Below are 17283 nucleotides of genomic sequence, written 5' to 3'. Positions count from 1 at the left end.
TTCAGCGCGGCAGCTCAGTACAAAGCCTCAGAAGCTGCTTGCGAACTGCTATGGCGGTTGAGGGGACAGAAGGGAAGGGGACAAATCTATTTACCCTTCCCACGCAGAGCGCGGGAAGGGTCGTCCCGCTACTCCGACGGCATTGCCCGCAATCGTCGGCCAATCACATCCAGCACATCACAGCCATCGCGCAACGGGATGGCGCACAGCAAGGCAAAGTCGCTGAGGATGAAGGATTCACATTCGATTGAATCGCGCATGGACAGGTTTTCCAGCACTTGGGTGACCGCGCGGATTCGGTAGAGTGCGGTGTCATGCAGAACGTCCAGCGGCGCGTGAGTATCGACGAACAACGTGGGCATGTCGTCGCAGTTGCTGGTGAGCGCCATGAAGCGGCTTTTGGGGTGGGGTGTTGGTTTTTCGTAGGGTGGGTCGGTGTGAAGATTTTTCATGCTTTTTGCCTCTGGTAGTAAATGAAGCTACCAACAGCCCTCCTACAGGCTTGGGTGGCAGCCATACGCGGGGTAGGAATATCGAGACCAGAGAACCCGACCACACCGAAGTGTGCCCGCGCACAGCCGCCGCTGCTGATATTACGGGCGTACGTTAACGGCCGCAAATCGGTATCGACGCCAAAGCGTTTCTCATGGTCGGAAGGGTTCCTACACCCTGTCACTGAATATGCAGCGACCCCCAAAGCCTACCGTTCGAACTCAACGCGCACCAGTTCACCAAAGTCGCCACAACTTGAAGGAAACTTCCGAAGACCTTGCCCGGAAATTTCACTTCCAAGAAGGGGACCAGAGAAAAGGGACAGATTTATTTACTAATCACGTTTAATAAATCTGTCCCCTGTGCTCTGTGCCTTAAAGCCAAAAACCGTTCAAAGCACCAGCATCACCCATGCCAACGCTGCTGTCCGGATCGATATGGTAAACCCGCGGTTCTTCCGAAAAGTACTCCTCCAGGCCCAGCATGAACATCCGATGGTCTTCACTCTCTTCGAAGCCCGGCGTGTGATCCTCAAGTGAAGCCCAGCGCACTATCAGGTTGAATAACTGGGGCGTTTCGATCCCTTGCGCGAGCAAATGGCCTTCGTAACCCTTTGCGCGGGTGAGCAAAGGAGCGACTTCGGCAAATGCACGTCTGAACATTTCAGTGCGTTCCTGGTGGACGGGGAGCAGGGCGATTTCATAAATCATGGCGTACCTCGAAAATGAGTCAAACGGTTAAAAGTGCGCATTTACGAGATGAGCGATGGCTCGACGGCAATCGCGATTTTTCCTCTGACACCGTTGTTGGGGCTCTCCAGCCGGGCATGGGCGAGCGCGATGTCGGCCAGCGAATAGACGGCGCCAATGTGTGGTCGCAGTTGGCCGCGCTCTACCAATGCGCTCAATTCATCAAGCTTGCCGCGGTTCTGTCTGGTGAAAACGAAGTGATAACTCGCGTTCTTGCCCCAGGCCTGAACGAGGTTTTGTGGCTGTGCAATGTCCACAATAGAGACCACGCGGCCAAGTTGTGCGAGCACGTCGGGGCTACGTGACAGTGTGTTGCCGCCGATGGTGTCGAACACGACATCGACTCCGTGGCCACCGGTTTCCTGGATGATGACGTCGACGTAATCTTCCTTTTCGTAGTCGATGACCACATCGGCCCCCATGCTTCGTGCGAACTCAGCGTTCGCTTCGCGCACCGTCGTGAACACCTTTGCGCCCATGGCTTTTGCCAGTTGGATCGCCACATGACCGACGCCGCCCGCGCCGCCGTGTATGAGGATGCTTTCTCCCACCCTGAGCGCCGCACGCACGATGAGGGCTTCCCACGCCGTCCCGCCAACCAGGGTCAAACTTGCCGCCTCAAGATGGCTCAGCGAGGGCGGCTTCTTCCCGATAATGCTTTCGGCAGCCACGTGGTACTCGGCATAACTTCCCGGGCCGTCAAATATTTGCGGGGTGTACCAGACTTCGTCGCCTGGCGCGAAGGTCGTCACACCCGGCCCGACGGCTTCAACCACGCCCGATACGTCGTGTCCGGTAATGGCTGGCAGTTGCACCAGGTCGGGATAATCGCCACGGCGAACCTGGTAATCCAATGGATTGATGGAGGTGGCGTGTACCCGGACCAGGACTTGTCCCGCACGCGGCACGGGCTTGGGTACGTCGCAGAGTTCAAACGATTCCGGGCCGCCAAATGATTTAAGCGTCATGGCTTTCATTGTTAATCCTCGTATCGATAAAAAGGGATATCGAGATATCTCGATATTCTGTGGTAAAAAAAACTACAGGTCTTTGCCGATGATCTCGGAAAGGGCGCTGATGGTTGCTTCATTGCGCTTGTAGTAGGTCCACTGACCGATGCGCCTGACTTCGACCAGGCCCACTCGTTGCAGCGTCGCGAGATAACCAGACACCGTGGACTGCGACAGCCCGATACCTTCTTGAATACTGCTGACGCAGACGCCTACCGTGAGAACGTCACCCTCATCCTGCGGAGGGAAGTTCTTTGCGGGGTCCTTCAAGCCTTTCAGGATTTGAAGGCGTGTAGGGTTTGACAGGGCTTTGAATATTTCGAGTAATTCCATGGCGCGAGGATATCGAGATTTTTCGATATGTCAATGCGACATTGGCGTGATCACGAAGAAGCGGTTCCTGCAAAGTGCGGAGACGTGCCGAAATACTCGATCAGGAGTTCGGTCAGAACCCGAATCTTCTGCGCGGGATGCTGACCTGCCGGTCGGACCATATAGGCGCCCGCCGGAGGTGGCGGATAACGCGTCATGATCGGCACGAGCGCCCCGGCGGTCACGCTGTCATGGGTGAGGCAATCGGGCAGGTAGGCAATCCCCAGTCCTGCTACGGCGGCAGCCACCAGCGCGACGCCGTTGTCGGCCTTGAAACGTCCCTGCGGACGAACCGAGATGACGTTGTCGCCATCCAGAAATTGCCAGGCTTCCGTGCTCTGCATCAGGGCTGGATGGGCGATAAGCTCCTCCGGTTTGTCCGGTGAACCATGGGCGCTGATGTAACCCGGGCTGGCGACCAGCTTGCCCTTGATCGGGCCGATGCGTCTGGCGATCAGGTTTGAATCCTGAAGGTAGCCAACCCGTATCGCACAGTCGTAACCCTCCGCGATGAGGTCAACGAAGCGATCGCTATAGCAGGTATGGATATGAAGCTGGGGGTGACGTCGGGCCATTTCCGCCAGCACAGGTGCGAAATGAGTCGGGCCAAACGAAAGCGGCGCGGCGACGCGTAGGCGACCGCGCAGCGCTCCGGCGGGCAGGATCGCTTCCCGTGCGACATCCATTTCGGTGCAGACCCTGGCGGCATACTCGCGAAACGTGACGCCGGCTTCAGTCAGCGCCGCGCCGCGAGTGGTCCGTGCAAGCAGTTGTACGCCAAGCTCCGTTTCCAGCCGCGCCAACCGGCGACTGACGATGGACTTGGACACGCCAAGCCGCAACGCCGCCGGTGAAACGCCACCGGCATCAGCCACTTCTACGAATGTCCGAAGCTCTTCGATATCCAAATCAGTGTTCCCCATTTCGCGACATGGCACGCCCGGCGATGCTACTCCCGATGCCAATAGGGGAACAGCACTCGTGTCAGGCGGGCCGTCTTGAGTGTGCCCGGGTTTATGGGGCGTTCCCCATTCGGCGACACAGCTAACCACCGAACGCTACTACCGGATCGAACAGGGGAACAGCACAGTGTCGGCCTCAGGCAACGTCACTGCCGGTGAACGTTGCCCGAAAACCAATCCCGCTCATCATGACAATAAAGGATGCATTCATGACTTTTCGTAACGGCCTTGCTTCGCTGCTTCGTCCGGAAGATTCAGTACTCGTGTTGATTGACCACCAGCCGTACCAACTGACGAACCTCAACAGCCATGAACCGCAGATGGTGGTCAACAATGCGACGGCGTTGGCAAAAGCGGCCAAGGCTTTCAACGTGCCCACCATCCTGACCAGCGTGATTGCCGAGCGTGGTGGTTTTATCTTCCCGCAAATCACCGATGTGTTTCCCGGCCAGGAGGTGATTGATCGAACGTTCATCAACACCTGGGAAGATCCGAAGGTCGTGGACGCGGTGAAAGCGACCGGCCGCAAGCAATTGGTCATCGCGGGCCTTTGGACCGAAATCTGCGTCGCCATGCCGGTGATCCAGGCGCTCGGGGAAGGCTGGGACGTGACAGTGATTACCGACGCCTCGGGCGCTGTTTCCGTCGAGGCTCATCAGGTCGCCATCCAGCGCATGATCGCGGCCGGTGCGAACATGATGACGTGGCTGGCGCTGGCCGCCGAATGGCAACGCGACTGGGCTCGGGCCGAAACCGCTGGCGCACTGACGGAGGTGCTCCAGCAGCATGCCGCCGGTAGCGGCATTGCGTATCTGTGGGAACAGCAATTGCTCAACACGCCAGTGCCGGCCACCGTCGGCTGATCCGGACGGGAATGAAAAAGCGCGTGCGCGGCGAGTTGTCTGACACCTGATTCGTTACCGAGCCTTCATCCTGTCTTCCTTCTCGCCCAACCGCCATCCTGAGGGTGGGAAGGGGGCAGATCTATTTCACGTCCCGTTGACCCTTCCCACGCAGAGCGCGGGAAGGGTCATCACGTTACTGCGACGGCATCGCCTGCAATCGCCGGCCAATCACATCCAGCACATCACAGCTTTCTGAGCGCTTTAATAAATCCATCCCCTTTGTTTTCCAGGTGTGTCAGGCACCGACAGCATAGCGCTCCAGCCAATGTGCGTACTGCGCCGGCAGCGTCCAGGAGGCTTTGTCGACCCCCAATTTGCGGGCGGCGTGGTAAGGCCAATGCGGGTTGCTGAGCATGGCGCGTCCCAGACTCACGAGGTCCAATTGACCTTGTTCGATGGCTTGCTCGGCCAGCTCGGGTGTGTCGATACCCCAGGATGCCGTCACGGGCAAACCCGTTTCATCGCGAAAACGCTGCGCAACCGGTGCGAGGAACGCGGGCGTGGCCCATGGCACATCCGGGGTGGGCGTCGAGAATCCCATGCTGACATCCAGCAGATCGACGCCCATGGTCTTCAGGGTTTTCGCCAGTTCAATGGACTCCAGCAGTGTTTCTTCATCGCGACCGTCGTATTCGATCACGCCCAGGCGTACCACCAACGGCAGATTGTCTGGCCAGACTTCGCGGATGGCGCCCAGGGTTTCGATAATAAAGCGGCTGCGGTTTTCAAAGCTGCCACCGTATTGGTCGGTGCGTTGGTTGGAGTGCGCCGAGAGAAAACCCATCGCCAGATAGCCGTGGGCAAAGTGCAGTTCCAGCCATTCGAAACCGGCATCCCGGGCCCTGATCGCTGCGGCGACAAAGTCCGCTTTGACGCGTTCGATTTCGCTGGTGGAGATGGCTTTGGGAACCTTCGGCAGGCCGCCGCCCAATGCGATGGCGGATGCCGACAGCGTCTCCCAGCCTGCCGCGTCATCCACAGCGATATGGTCGTCACCTTCCCAAGGACGGTTCGCGCTGGCCTTGCGCCCGGCATGGCCAAGCTGGATGCCGGCGATGGCGCCGGCGGACTTGATCGATTGCACGATCGGCAGTAGCGCTTGTGCCTGCTCGTCATTCCACAGGCCGGCGCAACCGGGGGTGATTCGCCCCTCGGGGGACACGGCGGTGGCTTCAACCACCACCAGACCGGCACCGCCCCGTGCCAATGATGCGTAATGGCTGTAGTGCCATTCGTTGGCCACGCCGTCGATAGAGGAGTATTGGCACATCGGTGTCACGACGATGCGGTTTCGAAGGGTCACGCTCTTGAGGGTGAAGGTCTGGAATAAGGCTGACATGGTTGAACCTCTCGACAGTAAGAAAAGGGTGGGGATGGGGCGATTAGCGGATGTCAGCCTCAGGCTGCATTCGTCATCAGGCGTTCCAGGGTAGGCAGCACCTCCGACGGTTCAGGGCGCAAGGTGTAATCGGCGTTTACTTCGGCGTATTGGATGATGCCGTCCTGACCAATCACATAACGGGCTGGCATCGGCAGGGTCCAGCTGTCTTCGCCGTTGAACACCGAGATGTCGGCACCAACGGCTTTATGGATGGGTTGCAGGTAATCGGGAACGTTCCAGCGCACACCGAACGCAGCCGCCAGGTCACCGCCCTTGTCGCCAAGGATCGGGAAGCCGAGTTTGTTGTCGCGCCGGGACTTGCGGCTGTTGGCGGCGGTTTGTTGCGACACGGCAACCAGGGTGGCGCCGAGCGCTTCGATGCTGTGGCGGGCTTCTTCCATCGCCTGCAAATCGTAATTGCAGTATGGGCACCACACGCCGCGGTAAAACGTCAGCACGAGCGGTCCTTTGGCCAGAAGCTCTTTGGAAGACACCATTTCACCGTCCGGGTCGGGCAGCAAAAAAGCAGGCGCTGCATCCCCTGCCTTCAGCGCACGGTCTGGCGCACCGCTGGCGATCAGCTCCGCGACAGCGCGGTGCAGCGCTTCCACGACAGGTGGCGGTGCCATCCTGGTTTCGAATTCGTGTTTCAGGGCGTCGAGTTTCGATTGCAGTGTCATGGCGTATTTCCTTGCGTTGGGCGGGGGATGCGCCAACTATGTCCCATGCAAAATCCAGCCAGTAGACGCCTTATTTGAGTAGCAGTTATTCACCATGACCATGAATGATCACCTGTTCGGCCTGCGTCTATTCCTGAGGGTTGCGCGCAAGGGCAGTTTTTCGGCGGCCGGGCGCGAGATGAATATCCCCCAGCCGACGGTTTCGCGCGTCATCTCACAGCTTGAAAAAGAGGTGGGTGCCGCGCTGTTGATCCGCACGACCCGCGCCGTCAGCCTGACGGAGGCCGGATCGGATTTCATGGCGCGGCTTGAGCCGATCCTTGCCGCACTGGAAGAGGCCGAGCAGGCTGCCAGGGGGGATGGCGAGTTGAGGGGCATCTTGCGAGTGGGCTTGTCGTCGAGTCTGGCCATTCGCGCCGTGGTGCCACGACTCCCGGTTTTCCTCCAGCGTCATCCTGAGTTGAAAGTGGAGTTGCTGATGGATGACCAGCGCCAGGACCTGGTGACCGAAGGCGTGGATGTCGCCTTACGCTTTGGCTCCTTGCCGGACTCCAACGCACTGGCCAAACGCATAGGCTCCACGCCCCGGGTGATCGCCGCCGCCCCCAGCTATCTGGCCCGCGCCGGGGCGCCGCGACTGCCCGCCGACCTTGCTACGCATTCGGTCATCGTCGGCCCGTCCATTGCCGGTCATGTCTGGTCGTTCCGGCATGAGGGCACAGTTTTTTCGGTGCGTGTGGACGGCAAGCTGTCGGTTTCGGTGAACGAGGTGTCGACAGTGGCCGCGGTAGCGGGTTTGGGGATTGTCTCGATGAGCCTGGCGGGCTGCCTCAAGGAGATTGAGGACGGCTCATTGGTGAGAATCCTGTCCGAGTGGGACATGGGCACGATAGAGCTCAATGCAGTTTTCGCCGCAGGCCGAGCCGCGAAACCGTCAGCCCGTGCCTTCGCGGATTTTTTAATCGAGGAACTGGACGGGCCGGTTTTGATGGCGGCCCGGTAAGCGGGCCTGATCGGCGATTACCGGGTCGTCGCCTCGATCCGCGCCGTTATCCACTCGCGACTGTAGGCGAGCACGCTTTGCGCAACCACAGTTGGAAAATGAATAAACCCATGGGGCGAAAACGGTAACAGGTGCACCTCAACCGGTGCCGAGGTCTGCCATCGCTCGGCGATTTCCAGGGTGTCGTCTTTCAGGGGATCCAGCTCGCCAGCGAACATGAGCGCCGGTGGGAAATCGGTGAAGTCGCCGTACAGCGGTGACAACGGTGGCTGCCGGCGTTGCTGGTCGTTCAAGTGCGGCGTCAGCAGGCGCAATGCCTCGACCATCCCCGGGCCGTCCAACAGCAGCGTATCCGCGGGCGCTGCGCGGACGCTTGCCGTCCCCGTCAAATCGTAGACGCCGTAATACAGCAGCGCGCCGCTCACCCGTTGCAGCAAGTCGGGCCATTGTTTCAGGGCCAGCATCGTTGCCACCGCCAGATGAGCGCCTGCCGATTCGCCGACGACGATAACGGGCAGCTTCGCAAACTCTCCACGGTCATCTTTCAGTACCCAGCGAGCAGCGGTGAGGCAGTCTTCCATCAGGCCTTCAATCGGCGTCGATACTGCCAACCGATAATCGATTGAGACGACCGTAACATTGCAGGTATTGACCATGGCCACGTTAAAGCCGTCATTCATTTGCGCATTGCCGATGACCCATCCGCCGCCATGGATATCCAGCACAACGCCCTTGGCCTTGCCTCGGGGCCTGATGATCCGCACGGCCACGGGAACGCCGCCGACCTCAATCACTTTGCTTTCAGCCTTGAGCCCGTGCTGGCGCAATTGACCCGCGCCGCCGATTTGACTGGCGCGCAGCAGCGCCTGAATCACCCGGGGCGTGAAGCGATTGCGGATTCGGAAGCGCGGTAACCAGGCGAGTTTTTTATTGAAGTTGCGCACCTGTTCCCAGTCCTGCTCGGTGGCAGGCCAGGGCACGTCAGGAGGCTTCACCATCAGCGGTTGTTGCGCAGAATGGAAAAATTCAACGCGGCGGCGACACACAACCACGCCAGGTAGGGGAACAGGATCAGCCCCGTGATCACGTCGAGCTGCAAGGCCATCACCACCATAGCCGCGACGACCAGCCAGAGTAGCGTCAGAATCAGCATGGCGGCGAACACCTGGTGCGCGCCGAAGAACACCGGTGTCCACAGTGTGTTAAGCGCAATCTGCGCCGCCCATAACGCCAGCACCGTCTGACTGCCAGGGATCAGGCTTAACCGATACCCGGCCCAGGCGAGCAACAGATAGATAACCGACCACGCGACCGGAAACAGCCAGTTGGGTGGCGTAAAGCTAGGTTTGACCAGGGTTTCGTACCATTGACCTGGTTTGAACAGAATCCCGGTGCTCGCCGCTGCAGCGCAGGCCAGAAGAAAAATAAAAAAGGTCATCACCGTTCCTTAGCTGAATTCAGTTGTGTGAAGTCACCACGCCATGTCGGCGGTATACAGCAGGGACGCCCGGTGAAGCGAAAAGTTTGAAAGGGATGACAATTTTCGCGCTCGACAGGCGCACGAACGCCAAACTCAGCCCAGCAATTCGACGATCCACCGCGCCTGTCGGGCGATCTCCTGAAGCTTCTCCTCGGGCACCGCTTCACGCGCATGGGCGAAGCTGTTCAAGGTCTTTTGCTTTTCGCGAAGGATACGCTGCCACTTGGCCAGGAACGCCGGGCTGCGTGCCTGCATCTGTAGCGGGCCGAAGTACAGTTCTTCAGGGGTGTAAGCCACCGGCCCGGCGCGTTCGGCGACGATGATTTCGTAGTCGAAGCGCTTTTCCCGCAGCAGTTCCTCGACGAGGATGCGGTAGTCATGCTCCATCAGCCATTGGCGCAGGGGCTGTTCGCCGCCGTTGGGTTGCAGAATCAGGCGTTCCTGGCCGCTGAGTCGGGCCTTGCCGTGGTCGAGGATGTCGCGGATGGTTTCGCCGCCCATGCCGCAAATACTGATCGCGGTGATCCCGTCGACCGGTTCGATGGCTGACAGGCCGCTGGCCAGGCGCACGGTGATGTGCTGCTCCAGGTCGTTCTCGCGAACGGTGCGTTCAGCCGCGCGAAACGGCGTCAACGCCACCTCGCCAGCCACCGCTGCGACGATAGCGCCACGACGCATCAAGGCCACCGGCAGGTAGCCGTGGTCCGAGCCGATATCGGCCAGGCGCGCACCCGCCGGCACATGCGCCGCCACGCGCTCCAGACGCATGGACAATGTGTGTTCGTTCAACTGCCGCCCCTTTTCACCACGAACGTCCGGCACCCTTGGCCGGATCGGGGCGTGACTGTGTCGAGCAACGTCGTGTGTGTCAAATCCCGGTGACCGGGGTTGTGGCCAGTGGGCGAAAAATCAACCGCTCAACCTGCGCCAATTCCCAAGTGCTGAGCAAACTCACCGGATCAGTGCCGTAACGCTGCCAACTCTCAAAAAACCCTTCGCGACCGTCCGGGCTCTGACAACTCTGGCAGTGCCGCAAACGCTCGCCGTCCAGGTCGAGGGTCAGGCGCCAGCCTTCGATTTCGATTCGTACGAGGTCGAGGCGCTGCAACGGGCGAATGCCCAACGCAGCATCGCGCAATACCTGGCACACCTCGCGGGCGGTCAGGGCAGGGCGGTGCGGGTTCATTGCGCGTCTTTCGTCGACTTGATGACATTGCTGCGCAACCGCACGATCGCTTTTTGCAATTGCGTGAACTCGTCTTGGGTCAGGCCGGTGGTATTCGGGGCCAGTTTCGGCTGGTCTTCACGCAAATCGCGGCCGGCCTGGGTCAGGTTGATCCGCACTTGGCGCTCGTCCTCAGGGTCCCGTTGGCGCTGGAGATAGCCCATGGCTTCGAGTTTTTTCAGGATCGGCGTCAGCGTGTTGGATTCCAGGAACAGCTTTTCGCCCAGGCTGCCGACGGTCTGGTTGTCTTCCTCCCACAGCGCAACGATGGTGATGTATTGCGTGTACGTCAGCCCGATGCGTTCGAGGACCGGCTTATAGGCCTTGCCGAATGCCAGGTTGGTGGAATAGACCGCGAAACACAGGAAGTCCGAGAGTTTCAGGTCGGTGGAGGGTGTGGTGTCAGTGGATTTCATAAGGAGCCTCTTGCGCCATGGGTGGATGGCGCGAACCCGTGAAATATACCTCGTGTGCGATGGTGTCGGAAGTGCTCAAAATGGCGAAGGATGGCCGGTTCGACGCTTATCGAACCGGCCGGCAATCATCACGCCGTGAGGACATTCAACGCCACATCGATGTTGCCTCGTGTTGCTTTCGAGTACGGGCAGATCTGGTCGGCGGTGTGCGCCAGGGTCGTCGCCACGTCTTGCGCCATTCCCGGCACGCGCAGGGTCAAGCGAGCCTGGAGGAAGTAGGCCGGGCCGGTCTGCCCCAGATCCACTTCGATATCGACGGAAAAGTCTGACGGCAACACCACGTTCATCTCACCAGCCACTAACCCGACGGCGGCGGTGTAGCAGGCTGACCAGGCGCCAGCGAACAATTGCTCGGCGGCCGGATGCGGTTGAGTGCCAGTGAAAACGTGCGCTGGCTTCGCGCTGCCGGGGGACGAGAGTTGGATATCGACGTCGGCGGTATGGCCGCGCGCGGTGCTGCCCGTGTTGCTGAGGGTGGTGTGGGTTTTGCCGGTGGCCAGGACTTTTTCGATCTTGCTCATGATGGGGGTCTCAATGTTCTGGTTGTTTTCGCATGCGCTTGTATCGCATGCGATATATAGGATTTTTAAGCGATCAAGCCGTCAGCACGTTCAGGGCTACGTCGATGTTGCCTTTGATCGCTTTCGAGTAAGGGCAGATGCTGTCGGCGGCGTGGACCAGTGCGGTGGCGACGTCTTCTGCCAGGCCCGGTACGCGCAGGGTCAGGCGAGCCTGGAGGAAATAGGCCGAACCGGTCTGGCCCAGATCCACTTCGATATCAACGGCGTGATCTGCCGGCAATTCGACATTCAATTGTTTGGCGGCGAGGCCGACAGCGGCGATGAAACAGGCTGACCAGGCACCGGCGAACAGTTGCTCGGCGGTAGGGTGCGGCTGGATGGCCGAGAACACGTGTGCCGGTTTTGCGCTGCCGGGGGACGAGAGTTGAATATCGACACTGCCGTTATGGCCACGGGATGTGATGCCGGTGCTGCTCAGAGTGGTGTGGGTTTTGCCGCTGGCCAGGACTTTTTCGATCTTGCTCATGGGATGAATCCTCAGAATTGCGTTGGGTTGGGTTTGTTGTCGTATGCGTTTAGATCGTATGCGATTTAAGTAAAAATTACGCAGGTGCCTATTGGTGTCAATGGGGGAGGGGATGCCTTGCCGACGAGTGGTTGAAGCTCAGGTTTTTCAGCCAACACACCAACAACTCCGCCATGGGCCTGTAAACTGCCCGCCACGTACTCCAGACACGAGATCCCCATGGCAAACCAAGACATCACCTTCACCCCCGACCCGGACACCGATTCCATCTCTTCCGACGTCGCCGGTTTCGGCGGCCTGCTGGTCTCCACACAAATCCCGACCCGCGCCGACGGCAGCCTGGAACTGGGCGGCATCGTCGAGCAGAGCGAATGCACCCTGCAAGCGCTGAAAGTCGCACTCGAACGCGCCGGCAGTTCCATGGACCGCGTCCTGCACCTGACCATCTACCTCACCGACATGGCCGACCGCGCCGCGTTCAACGAAGTCTACAAACGCTACTTCGCCAAACCGTGGCCGGTGCGTGCAGCGGTGGGCGTGGCTGCGCTGGCGGTTGAAGGCATGCGTGTGGAAGTGACGGCGATGGCGGCCAGGAAGGGCTGAGGTTGTGGGTTGATTCGGTGGTGCTGGTCAGTGCCTGCACTGCGCCAACACGACCTGACAAGTATCAGGCGTACCACCGGATCGGCCTGCATAGCGCATGCAGTTATCCAGGGATTTTTTGCGCGCCATGCTCAAGGTATCGCCCCAGGCCAGGCCACCCTCGCCGGAAGAGGGAAGCGCTTTGGCGTAGCAACTTGAGCCTCTGTTCGAAGCCGAATAGCGAGTCGTTTTGCTTGCACATCCCGCCGTCAGCGCCAGGTTGATGGCGATCAGGGAGGGAAGGAGCCATGACGCGCATTGGCGTGCTGTTTTCCTGGTCATCCCGGGTCCCCTGTAGCAAGAGGCGTGGTTGTGGTCGTGCTCTATTCAGATTAGCTGGTTTGCGCCAGGCCTCGGGCGGTTTGGCAACGGGCTGTCAGTCAGCCAAAAAAAGAGGCGGCTCCTTCGAGCCGCCTCTTTTTTGTACTTAGCCGCGTCGTGGCAGTTTCCAGCCTGGGCGGATGAAGTGGCAGGTGTAGCCGTCGGGCAGGCGTTCGAGGTAGTCCTGGTGTTCCGGTTCGGCTTCCCAGAACGGTCCGGCCGGGGTGATTTCGGTGACCACCTTGCCGGGCCACAGCCCCGAAGCGTTGACGTCGGCGACGGTGTCTTCGGCGACCCGTTTCTGTTCTTCGCTGAGGTAGAACAGGGCAGAGCGGTAGCTGGCGCCGATGTCGTTGCCCTGGCGATTCTGGGTCGTCGGGTCGTGGATCTGGAAGAAAAACTCGAGGATCTGGCGGTAGCTGATTTGCTGCGGGTCGAACACGATCTCGATCGCTTCGGCGTGGTTACCGTGGTTGCGATAGGTCGCGTTCGGCACATCGCCGCCCGAATAGCCCACCCGTGTGGACAGCACGCCGGGGTAGCGTCGCAGCAGATCCTGCATGCCCCAGAAGCAGCCACCGGCCAGGATGGCGGTTTCGGTTTGCGTCGTCATGGATGGTCATTCCCCTCGGGTCACTGATTGATTGGGCTGTTGAATTGGTCGGAATAACTGCCGTCCATCAGTGAGGATGCCACTCGATCCGAACCAATGCCACTGCGCGAGTAGGCGAGGCGGGCGGCGTTGGCGTGATCGGCGCCGTCTGAGGCGAGTGCACCGGCGCCTACGTGATCGGCACCATCGGAAGCGACTGCGCCAGCGCCTACGTGATCGGCGCCATCGGAAGCGACTGCGCCAGCGCCGACGTGATCAGCACCATCAGAAGCAACTGCCCCAGCGCCGACGTGATCGGAACCATCGGAGGCGACCGCCCCGGCACCGACGTGATCGGAACCATCGGAGGCGACTGCCCCGGCACCGACGTGATCGGAACCATCGGAGGCGACTGCCCCGGCGCCGACATGATCAGCGCCATCGGAAGCGACTGCCCCAGCACCAACGTGATCAGCACCATCGGAAGCGACTGCCCCAGCGCCTACGTGATCGGCGCCATCGGATGCGACTGCCCCAGCGCCAACGTGATCTGCACCATCGGAGGTGACTGCGCCAGCACCGACGTGATCAGCACCATCGGAGGCGACAGCCCCAGCACCGACGTGATCAGCCCCATCGGAGGCGACTGCCCCAGCACCGACATGATCAGCACCATCGGAAGCGACTGCCCCAGCGCCAACGTGATCAGCACCATCGGAGGCGACTGCCCCAGCGCCAACGTGATCAGCACCATCGGAGGCGACTGCCCCAGCACCAACGTGATCAGCACCATCGGAAGCGACTGCCCCGGCGCCAACGTGATCAGCACCATCCGACGCCACTGCTTGTGCCTTTGCCGCCCACGCACCGGGCATGACCACGGTCGCCGCGAGCGCCAGTACAACGCCTGAAAGAAGCTTATATTTCATGATGTTCTCCATAACCATCAGCCATTGAGCACAGTCGTTTTCGGGACTCGGGCTGGTTACTTTGGCGATTGGCACGGGTGCGTCGCACGGCGCACAGGTGTCGACGTGTTGCATAACGAACTTTTGAGTATAGATCGCCGCTGTCGACGGGCCAGACCCGGTGACCATCGGTGTCGACGGCCAGAATTCACTCGGCCCTGGGTCAATGATTGGCACGGTAAACGCATGTCTGTTCATTAAAGATTGTTGAACAATCACCACCGATGCGAGCGCCACAGTGAACCTATCCAAGGAAACAAGCTTGTCGCTGCCGGACCAGGTCGCCCTCGAGTTGCGCGCAGACATCATCGGCGGGCGCTTGTTGCCAGGCATGCCACTGGTGGAAAGCGAACTGGTCAACGCCTACAACGCCTCGCGCAATACGGTGCGCGAAGCGTTGCACCAGTTGGGTCGCGAAGGCCTGACCAGTTATGTGCGCAACAAAGGGGTGATAGTGCGGCGAATGGGGCTGGACGATGTGCGGGATCTGTTCAAGGTCCGCCGCACCCTGGAGTTGCAGGCGATCGTCGCGAGCAAGCCGCTGCGCGAGTACCAGTCCGACCTGATGCTCGACGCCATCGAGGCCGCGCAACTGGCCCAGGATCGCGAAAACTGGCAAGCCGTCGGCACCCACAGTCTGCGTTTTCACCAGCATATCGTCGGCCTGATGCGCAGTCCGTTGTTCGACGAATTCTTCACCCAGGTCGCGGCCCAGATGCGCCTGGTGTTTTCCAATGCACCCAACGAAGAAACCTTCCAGAAACCCTGGCTCGACCGTGACCGACACATTCACGACCTGCTGGGCGATGGCCGCAAGAAGGACGCCGAGGACGCCATGAGCCGCTACCTCAACGACTCCGAACGCGTGCTGCTGGACATTGTGAGCAGCCTCCCAAAACACTGAAAAAGAGGATTCATCATGTACAAGGATTATCCAGCGGCCTACCAAGTCAGCAAAGGCGCCGCGTTGCAGGTCGACAAGGCGTTCTATGACCGCGTGCGCGACAGCCAGGACGGCCGCACCCTGGTCGAGCAATTCGAAGTGCCGATCCGCACCGGTCGCGCCTGGAAAGTGCCCGCAGGGCATGTGTTTCGCGTGACCACGCCGGTGGGGCCGCAGGTCGGCGACTTCAACGTGTGGAACGCCAACGATCCCCGGGAACGCATGTGGGCTGCGCGCACCCGCCAGTTGCAAGGCGCCCACGTCACCACCTATGACCGTTTGTGGTCGAACCTGCCGTTCCTGCGGCCGATGGTCACCATCACCGACGACAGCCTGGCCGCCTACGGCATCGACGAACACGGCGGGCGCTTGCACGACCTGCTTGGCACCCGCTGCGACCCTTACGTGAACAAAATGCTCACCGGCGAGGACTTCCATCACCACTGCCACTCCAACCTGACCCGCGCCGTATTGCCCCACGGCCTCACCGAATTCGATGTGCACGACGTGCTGAACATCTTCCAGTGCACCGGCCTCAACCACGACGACATGTACTTCATGAAAGCGTGCCCGGCGAAGCAGGGGGACTATCTGGAATTCTTTGCAGAAATTGATCTGCTGTGTGCACTGTCGACGTGCCCGGGTGGGGATTTGTCGTTGCCGATGTGGGGGCCTGATGCGCAAGATCCGTTGAAGGTTTGCCGGCCGTTGGGGGTGGAAATCTATCGTCTCGATGAGTCGCTGCTGGAGGGTTGGAAACAGCCGGAGCGTGCGGCCTATAACGGTAACCACGGGTTAGTGATTCCCAAGGCTGACTGGGAAAAGTAAACACCCGGAACCCTTTAGGAGCAAAGCTTGCTCGCGAAGGCGATGGCGCATTCAAAAACCATGTCGCCTGACACACCGCTTTCGCGAGCAAGCCCGCTCCCACAGTTGTCTGGTGTCGTTTGCAGGATCGGTGGTCGGCACCGTTCCCTGTAGGAGCAAAGCTTGCTCGCGAAGGCGATGGCGCATTCAAAAACCATGTCGCCTGACACACCGCTTTCGCGAGCAAGCCCGCTCCCACAGTTGTCTGGTGTCGTTTGCAGGATCGGTGGTCGGCACCGACCCCTGTAGGAGCAAAGCTTGCTCGCGATGGCGATTGCACAGTCGAAAACCATGTCGCCTGACACACCGCTTTCGCGAGCAAGCCCGCTCCCACACTTGTCTGGTGTCGTTTGCAAGATCGGTGGTCGGCACCGTTCCCTGTAGGAGTAAAGCTTGCTCGCGATGGCGTCAGAGGGGCCAGCTAGAATGACCGGGTCACTCCCAATTCTGGAGAACCAAAATGGTCAGCAAAAACCTGATTTGTCTCTGGTACGACGGCGCCGCGCTGGAAGCTGCGACGTTCTACGCCAAGACTTTCCCGGACAGCGCGGTGGGCGCTGTGCATCGCGCCCCCAGCGACTACCCGGCGGGCAAGCAGGGCGATGTCCTGACGGTGGAATTCACGGTGATGGGCATCCCTTGCCTGGGGCTGAACGGCGGCTCGGGGGTCAAGCATAACGAGGCGTTTTCGTTCCAGGTGGCGACCGATGACCAGGCCGAAACCGACCGCTTGTGGAACGCGATTATCAGCAACGGCGGCAGAGAAAACGTCTGCGGCTGGTGCCAGGACAAATGGGGGCTGTCGTGGCAAATCACCCCGCGTGTCCTCACCGACGCGGTGACCCACCCCGATCAAGCGGTGGCCAAGCGAGCGTTCGAGGCCATGATGACCATGGGCAAGATTGATATAGCGGCGATAGAGGCGGCTGTGCGGGGTTAGCCTGTGTGTCAGTGACAGGGATGCTGGATGTGCCGCCGCTTTCGCGAGCAGGCTCGCTCCCACAGTTGTTCGGTGTTGTTCACAAAATTTGTGGCCAACCCAAGTCCCCTGTGGGAGCGAGCTTGCTCGCGAAGACGGCGGCACAGTCTAAAACCATGGCACCTGACACACCGCTTTCGCGAGCAAGCCCGCTCCCACATTGGTTTGAGGTTGTTAGAAGAATGTGTG

Annotated in this window: 23 protein-coding genes; 7 read left to right on the top strand and 16 right to left on the bottom strand. The window is 60.1% G+C overall.

All coding sequences use genetic code 11. The features are described from left to right. Positions 1–128: 128 nt before the first annotated feature. The 5 genes from BK665_RS03580 to BK665_RS03560 form a co-directional block, all read right to left on the bottom strand. Positions 129–452, bottom strand: coding sequence for a hypothetical protein (locus tag BK665_RS03580; protein WP_123402920.1), 324 nt, complete (start codon positions 450–452; stop codon positions 129–131). A 414-nt stretch (positions 453–866) separates the two neighbouring features. Continuing rightward, positions 867–1202 (bottom strand): antibiotic biosynthesis monooxygenase family protein, encoded by a 336-nt coding sequence (locus BK665_RS03575; protein ID WP_123402918.1) that lies wholly within the window; start codon positions 1200–1202, stop codon positions 867–869. 41 nt (positions 1203–1243) lie between these two features. Continuing rightward, the gene (locus BK665_RS03570; protein WP_123402916.1) at positions 1244–2218 is read right to left on the bottom strand and encodes a zinc-dependent alcohol dehydrogenase family protein; all 975 of its coding nucleotides are present in this window, start codon (positions 2216–2218) and stop codon (positions 1244–1246) included. Positions 2219–2281: 63 nt separating this feature from the next. Beyond that, complete coding sequence (locus BK665_RS03565) at positions 2282–2584, bottom strand: ArsR/SmtB family transcription factor (RefSeq protein ID WP_123402914.1); 303 nt, start codon at positions 2582–2584, stop codon at positions 2282–2284. Between the two features lie 50 nt (positions 2585–2634). Beyond that, positions 2635–3531 (bottom strand): LysR family transcriptional regulator, encoded by an 897-nt coding sequence (locus BK665_RS03560; protein WP_123403124.1) that lies wholly within the window; start codon positions 3529–3531, stop codon positions 2635–2637. Positions 3532–3794: 263 nt separating this feature from the next. On the opposite strand from BK665_RS03560, the gene BK665_RS03555 reads away from it, so the two are divergent. Next, positions 3795–4448, top strand: a complete 654-nt coding sequence (locus BK665_RS03555; protein ID WP_123402912.1) for a hydrolase — start codon at positions 3795–3797, stop codon at positions 4446–4448. 277 nt (positions 4449–4725) lie between these two features. Here BK665_RS03555 and BK665_RS03550 read toward each other — a convergent pair whose 3' ends face one another. Further along, positions 4726–5829: an NADH:flavin oxidoreductase/NADH oxidase gene (locus BK665_RS03550; protein ID WP_123402910.1), complete on the bottom strand. Its 1104-nt coding sequence runs from the start codon at positions 5827–5829 to the stop codon at positions 4726–4728. Positions 5830–5888: 59 nt separating this feature from the next. Then, entirely contained in the window at positions 5889–6551 is a 663-nt protein-coding gene (locus BK665_RS03545) for a peroxiredoxin-like family protein (RefSeq protein WP_123402908.1), read from the bottom strand. A 94-nt stretch (positions 6552–6645) separates the two neighbouring features. On the opposite strand from BK665_RS03545, the gene BK665_RS03540 reads away from it, so the two are divergent. Next, positions 6646–7554, top strand: coding sequence for a LysR family transcriptional regulator (locus tag BK665_RS03540; protein ID WP_221179244.1), 909 nt, complete (start codon positions 6646–6648; stop codon positions 7552–7554). A gap of 17 nt (positions 7555–7571) precedes the next feature. Here BK665_RS03540 and BK665_RS03535 read toward each other — a convergent pair whose 3' ends face one another. The 7 genes from BK665_RS03535 to BK665_RS03505 form a co-directional block, all read right to left on the bottom strand. Continuing rightward, the gene (locus BK665_RS03535) at positions 7572–8552 is read right to left on the bottom strand and encodes an alpha/beta hydrolase (protein WP_123402906.1); all 981 of its coding nucleotides are present in this window, start codon (positions 8550–8552) and stop codon (positions 7572–7574) included. Further along, positions 8552–8992, bottom strand: coding sequence for a tryptophan-rich sensory protein TspO (gene tspO / locus BK665_RS03530; protein ID WP_123402904.1), 441 nt, complete (start codon positions 8990–8992; stop codon positions 8552–8554). Before tspO ends, BK665_RS03535 begins: the two co-directional genes overlap by 1 nt. A 135-nt stretch (positions 8993–9127) precedes the next feature. Next, positions 9128–9823, bottom strand: a complete 696-nt coding sequence (locus BK665_RS03525) for a tRNA (adenine(22)-N(1))-methyltransferase (RefSeq protein ID WP_311198550.1) — start codon at positions 9821–9823, stop codon at positions 9128–9130. A 79-nt stretch (positions 9824–9902) separates the two neighbouring features. Next, entirely contained in the window at positions 9903–10220 is a 318-nt protein-coding gene (locus BK665_RS03520; protein ID WP_123402900.1) for a DUF7693 family protein, read from the bottom strand. Beyond that, positions 10217–10675, bottom strand: a complete 459-nt coding sequence (locus tag BK665_RS03515) for a MarR family winged helix-turn-helix transcriptional regulator (protein ID WP_123402899.1) — start codon at positions 10673–10675, stop codon at positions 10217–10219. The genes BK665_RS03520 and BK665_RS03515 overlap by 4 nt, the downstream gene beginning before the upstream one ends. Before the next feature lie 128 nt (positions 10676–10803). Then, entirely contained in the window at positions 10804–11256 is a 453-nt protein-coding gene (locus BK665_RS03510; protein ID WP_123402897.1) for an Ohr family peroxiredoxin, read from the bottom strand. A 73-nt stretch (positions 11257–11329) separates the two neighbouring features. Continuing rightward, a complete protein-coding gene (locus tag BK665_RS03505) occupies positions 11330–11782 on the bottom strand; it encodes an Ohr family peroxiredoxin (protein WP_123402895.1) in 453 nt (150 codons plus the stop codon). Between the two features lie 219 nt (positions 11783–12001). Here BK665_RS03505 and BK665_RS03500 point away from each other — a divergent pair, with 219 nt between their 5' ends. Continuing rightward, positions 12002–12385 carry a RidA family protein gene (locus BK665_RS03500; protein ID WP_123402893.1) on the top strand — a complete coding sequence of 128 codons (384 nt, stop codon included), beginning with the start codon at positions 12002–12004 and terminating at the stop codon, positions 12383–12385. A 27-nt stretch (positions 12386–12412) separates the two neighbouring features. Here the strand turns inward: BK665_RS03500 and BK665_RS34715 are convergent, their stop codons facing one another. Both BK665_RS34715 and msrA read right to left on the bottom strand, forming a co-directional pair. Next, positions 12413–12706, bottom strand: coding sequence for a hypothetical protein (locus BK665_RS34715; protein WP_123402891.1), 294 nt, complete (start codon positions 12704–12706; stop codon positions 12413–12415). A 145-nt stretch (positions 12707–12851) separates the two neighbouring features. Then, positions 12852–13358 carry a peptide-methionine (S)-S-oxide reductase MsrA gene (gene msrA / locus BK665_RS03490; RefSeq protein WP_123402889.1) on the bottom strand — a complete coding sequence of 169 codons (507 nt, stop codon included), beginning with the start codon at positions 13356–13358 and terminating at the stop codon, positions 12852–12854. A 173-nt stretch (positions 13359–13531) separates the two neighbouring features. On the opposite strand from msrA, the gene BK665_RS34410 reads away from it, so the two are divergent. From BK665_RS34410 to BK665_RS03465, 4 genes are all read left to right on the top strand, one after another. Then, the gene (locus BK665_RS34410; protein ID WP_185076416.1) at positions 13532–14248 is read left to right on the top strand and encodes a hypothetical protein; all 717 of its coding nucleotides are present in this window, start codon (positions 13532–13534) and stop codon (positions 14246–14248) included. Positions 14249–14567: 319 nt separating this feature from the next. Next, the gene (locus tag BK665_RS03480) at positions 14568–15209 is read left to right on the top strand and encodes a GntR family transcriptional regulator (protein WP_375538924.1); all 642 of its coding nucleotides are present in this window, start codon (positions 14568–14570) and stop codon (positions 15207–15209) included. 15 nt (positions 15210–15224) lie between these two features. Further along, positions 15225–16076 carry an urea carboxylase-associated family protein gene (locus BK665_RS03475; RefSeq protein ID WP_123402885.1) on the top strand — a complete coding sequence of 284 codons (852 nt, stop codon included), beginning with the start codon at positions 15225–15227 and terminating at the stop codon, positions 16074–16076. 499 nt (positions 16077–16575) lie between these two features. After that, complete coding sequence (locus BK665_RS03465; RefSeq protein WP_123402881.1) at positions 16576–17055, top strand: VOC family protein; 480 nt, start codon at positions 16576–16578, stop codon at positions 17053–17055. Positions 17056–17283 lie beyond the last annotated feature (228 nt).

The sequence above is a fragment of the Pseudomonas frederiksbergensis genome (genome assembly GCF_003732665.1).
Taxonomy (GTDB): Bacteria; Pseudomonadota; Gammaproteobacteria; order Pseudomonadales; family Pseudomonadaceae; genus Aquipseudomonas; species Aquipseudomonas frederiksbergensis_G.
The sequence above is the reverse complement of the archived record's forward strand: the minus strand, read 5'-3'. Positions and strand labels throughout refer to the sequence as shown.

What these genes read in the sequence shown, in the direction of transcription:
- BK665_RS03580 (WP_123402920.1), bottom strand. Translation starts at nt 452, where the DNA reads ATGAAAAATCTTCACACCGACCCACCCTACGAAAAACCAACACCCCAC.
- BK665_RS03575 (WP_123402918.1), bottom strand. Translation starts at nt 1,202, where the DNA reads ATGATTTATGAAATCGCCCTGCTCCCCGTCCACCAGGAACGCACTGAA.
- BK665_RS03570 (WP_123402916.1), bottom strand. Translation starts at nt 2,218, where the DNA reads ATGAAAGCCATGACGCTTAAATCATTTGGCGGCCCGGAATCGTTTGAA.
- BK665_RS03565 (WP_123402914.1), bottom strand. Translation starts at nt 2,584, where the DNA reads ATGGAATTACTCGAAATATTCAAAGCCCTGTCAAACCCTACACGCCTT.
- BK665_RS03555 (WP_123402912.1), top strand. Translation starts at nt 3,795, where the DNA reads ATGACTTTTCGTAACGGCCTTGCTTCGCTGCTTCGTCCGGAAGATTCA.
- BK665_RS03550 (WP_123402910.1), bottom strand. Translation starts at nt 5,829, where the DNA reads ATGTCAGCCTTATTCCAGACCTTCACCCTCAAGAGCGTGACCCTTCGA.
- BK665_RS03545 (WP_123402908.1), bottom strand. Translation starts at nt 6,551, where the DNA reads ATGACACTGCAATCGAAACTCGACGCCCTGAAACACGAATTCGAAACC.
- BK665_RS03540 (WP_221179244.1), top strand. Translation starts at nt 6,646, where the DNA reads ATGACCATGAATGATCACCTGTTCGGCCTGCGTCTATTCCTGAGGGTT.
- BK665_RS03535 (WP_123402906.1), bottom strand. Translation starts at nt 8,552, where the DNA reads ATGGTGAAGCCTCCTGACGTGCCCTGGCCTGCCACCGAGCAGGACTGG.
- tspO (WP_123402904.1), bottom strand. Translation starts at nt 8,992, where the DNA reads ATGACCTTTTTTATTTTTCTTCTGGCCTGCGCTGCAGCGGCGAGCACC.
- BK665_RS03520 (WP_123402900.1), bottom strand. Translation starts at nt 10,220, where the DNA reads ATGAACCCGCACCGCCCTGCCCTGACCGCCCGCGAGGTGTGCCAGGTA.
- BK665_RS03515 (WP_123402899.1), bottom strand. Translation starts at nt 10,675, where the DNA reads ATGAAATCCACTGACACCACACCCTCCACCGACCTGAAACTCTCGGAC.
- BK665_RS03510 (WP_123402897.1), bottom strand. Translation starts at nt 11,256, where the DNA reads ATGAGCAAGATCGAAAAAGTCCTGGCCACCGGCAAAACCCACACCACC.
- BK665_RS03505 (WP_123402895.1), bottom strand. Translation starts at nt 11,782, where the DNA reads ATGAGCAAGATCGAAAAAGTCCTGGCCAGCGGCAAAACCCACACCACT.
- BK665_RS03500 (WP_123402893.1), top strand. Translation starts at nt 12,002, where the DNA reads ATGGCAAACCAAGACATCACCTTCACCCCCGACCCGGACACCGATTCC.
- BK665_RS34715 (WP_123402891.1), bottom strand. Translation starts at nt 12,706, where the DNA reads ATGACCAGGAAAACAGCACGCCAATGCGCGTCATGGCTCCTTCCCTCC.
- msrA (WP_123402889.1), bottom strand. Translation starts at nt 13,358, where the DNA reads ATGACGACGCAAACCGAAACCGCCATCCTGGCCGGTGGCTGCTTCTGG.
- BK665_RS03475 (WP_123402885.1), top strand. Translation starts at nt 15,225, where the DNA reads ATGTACAAGGATTATCCAGCGGCCTACCAAGTCAGCAAAGGCGCCGCG.
- BK665_RS03465 (WP_123402881.1), top strand. Translation starts at nt 16,576, where the DNA reads ATGGTCAGCAAAAACCTGATTTGTCTCTGGTACGACGGCGCCGCGCTG.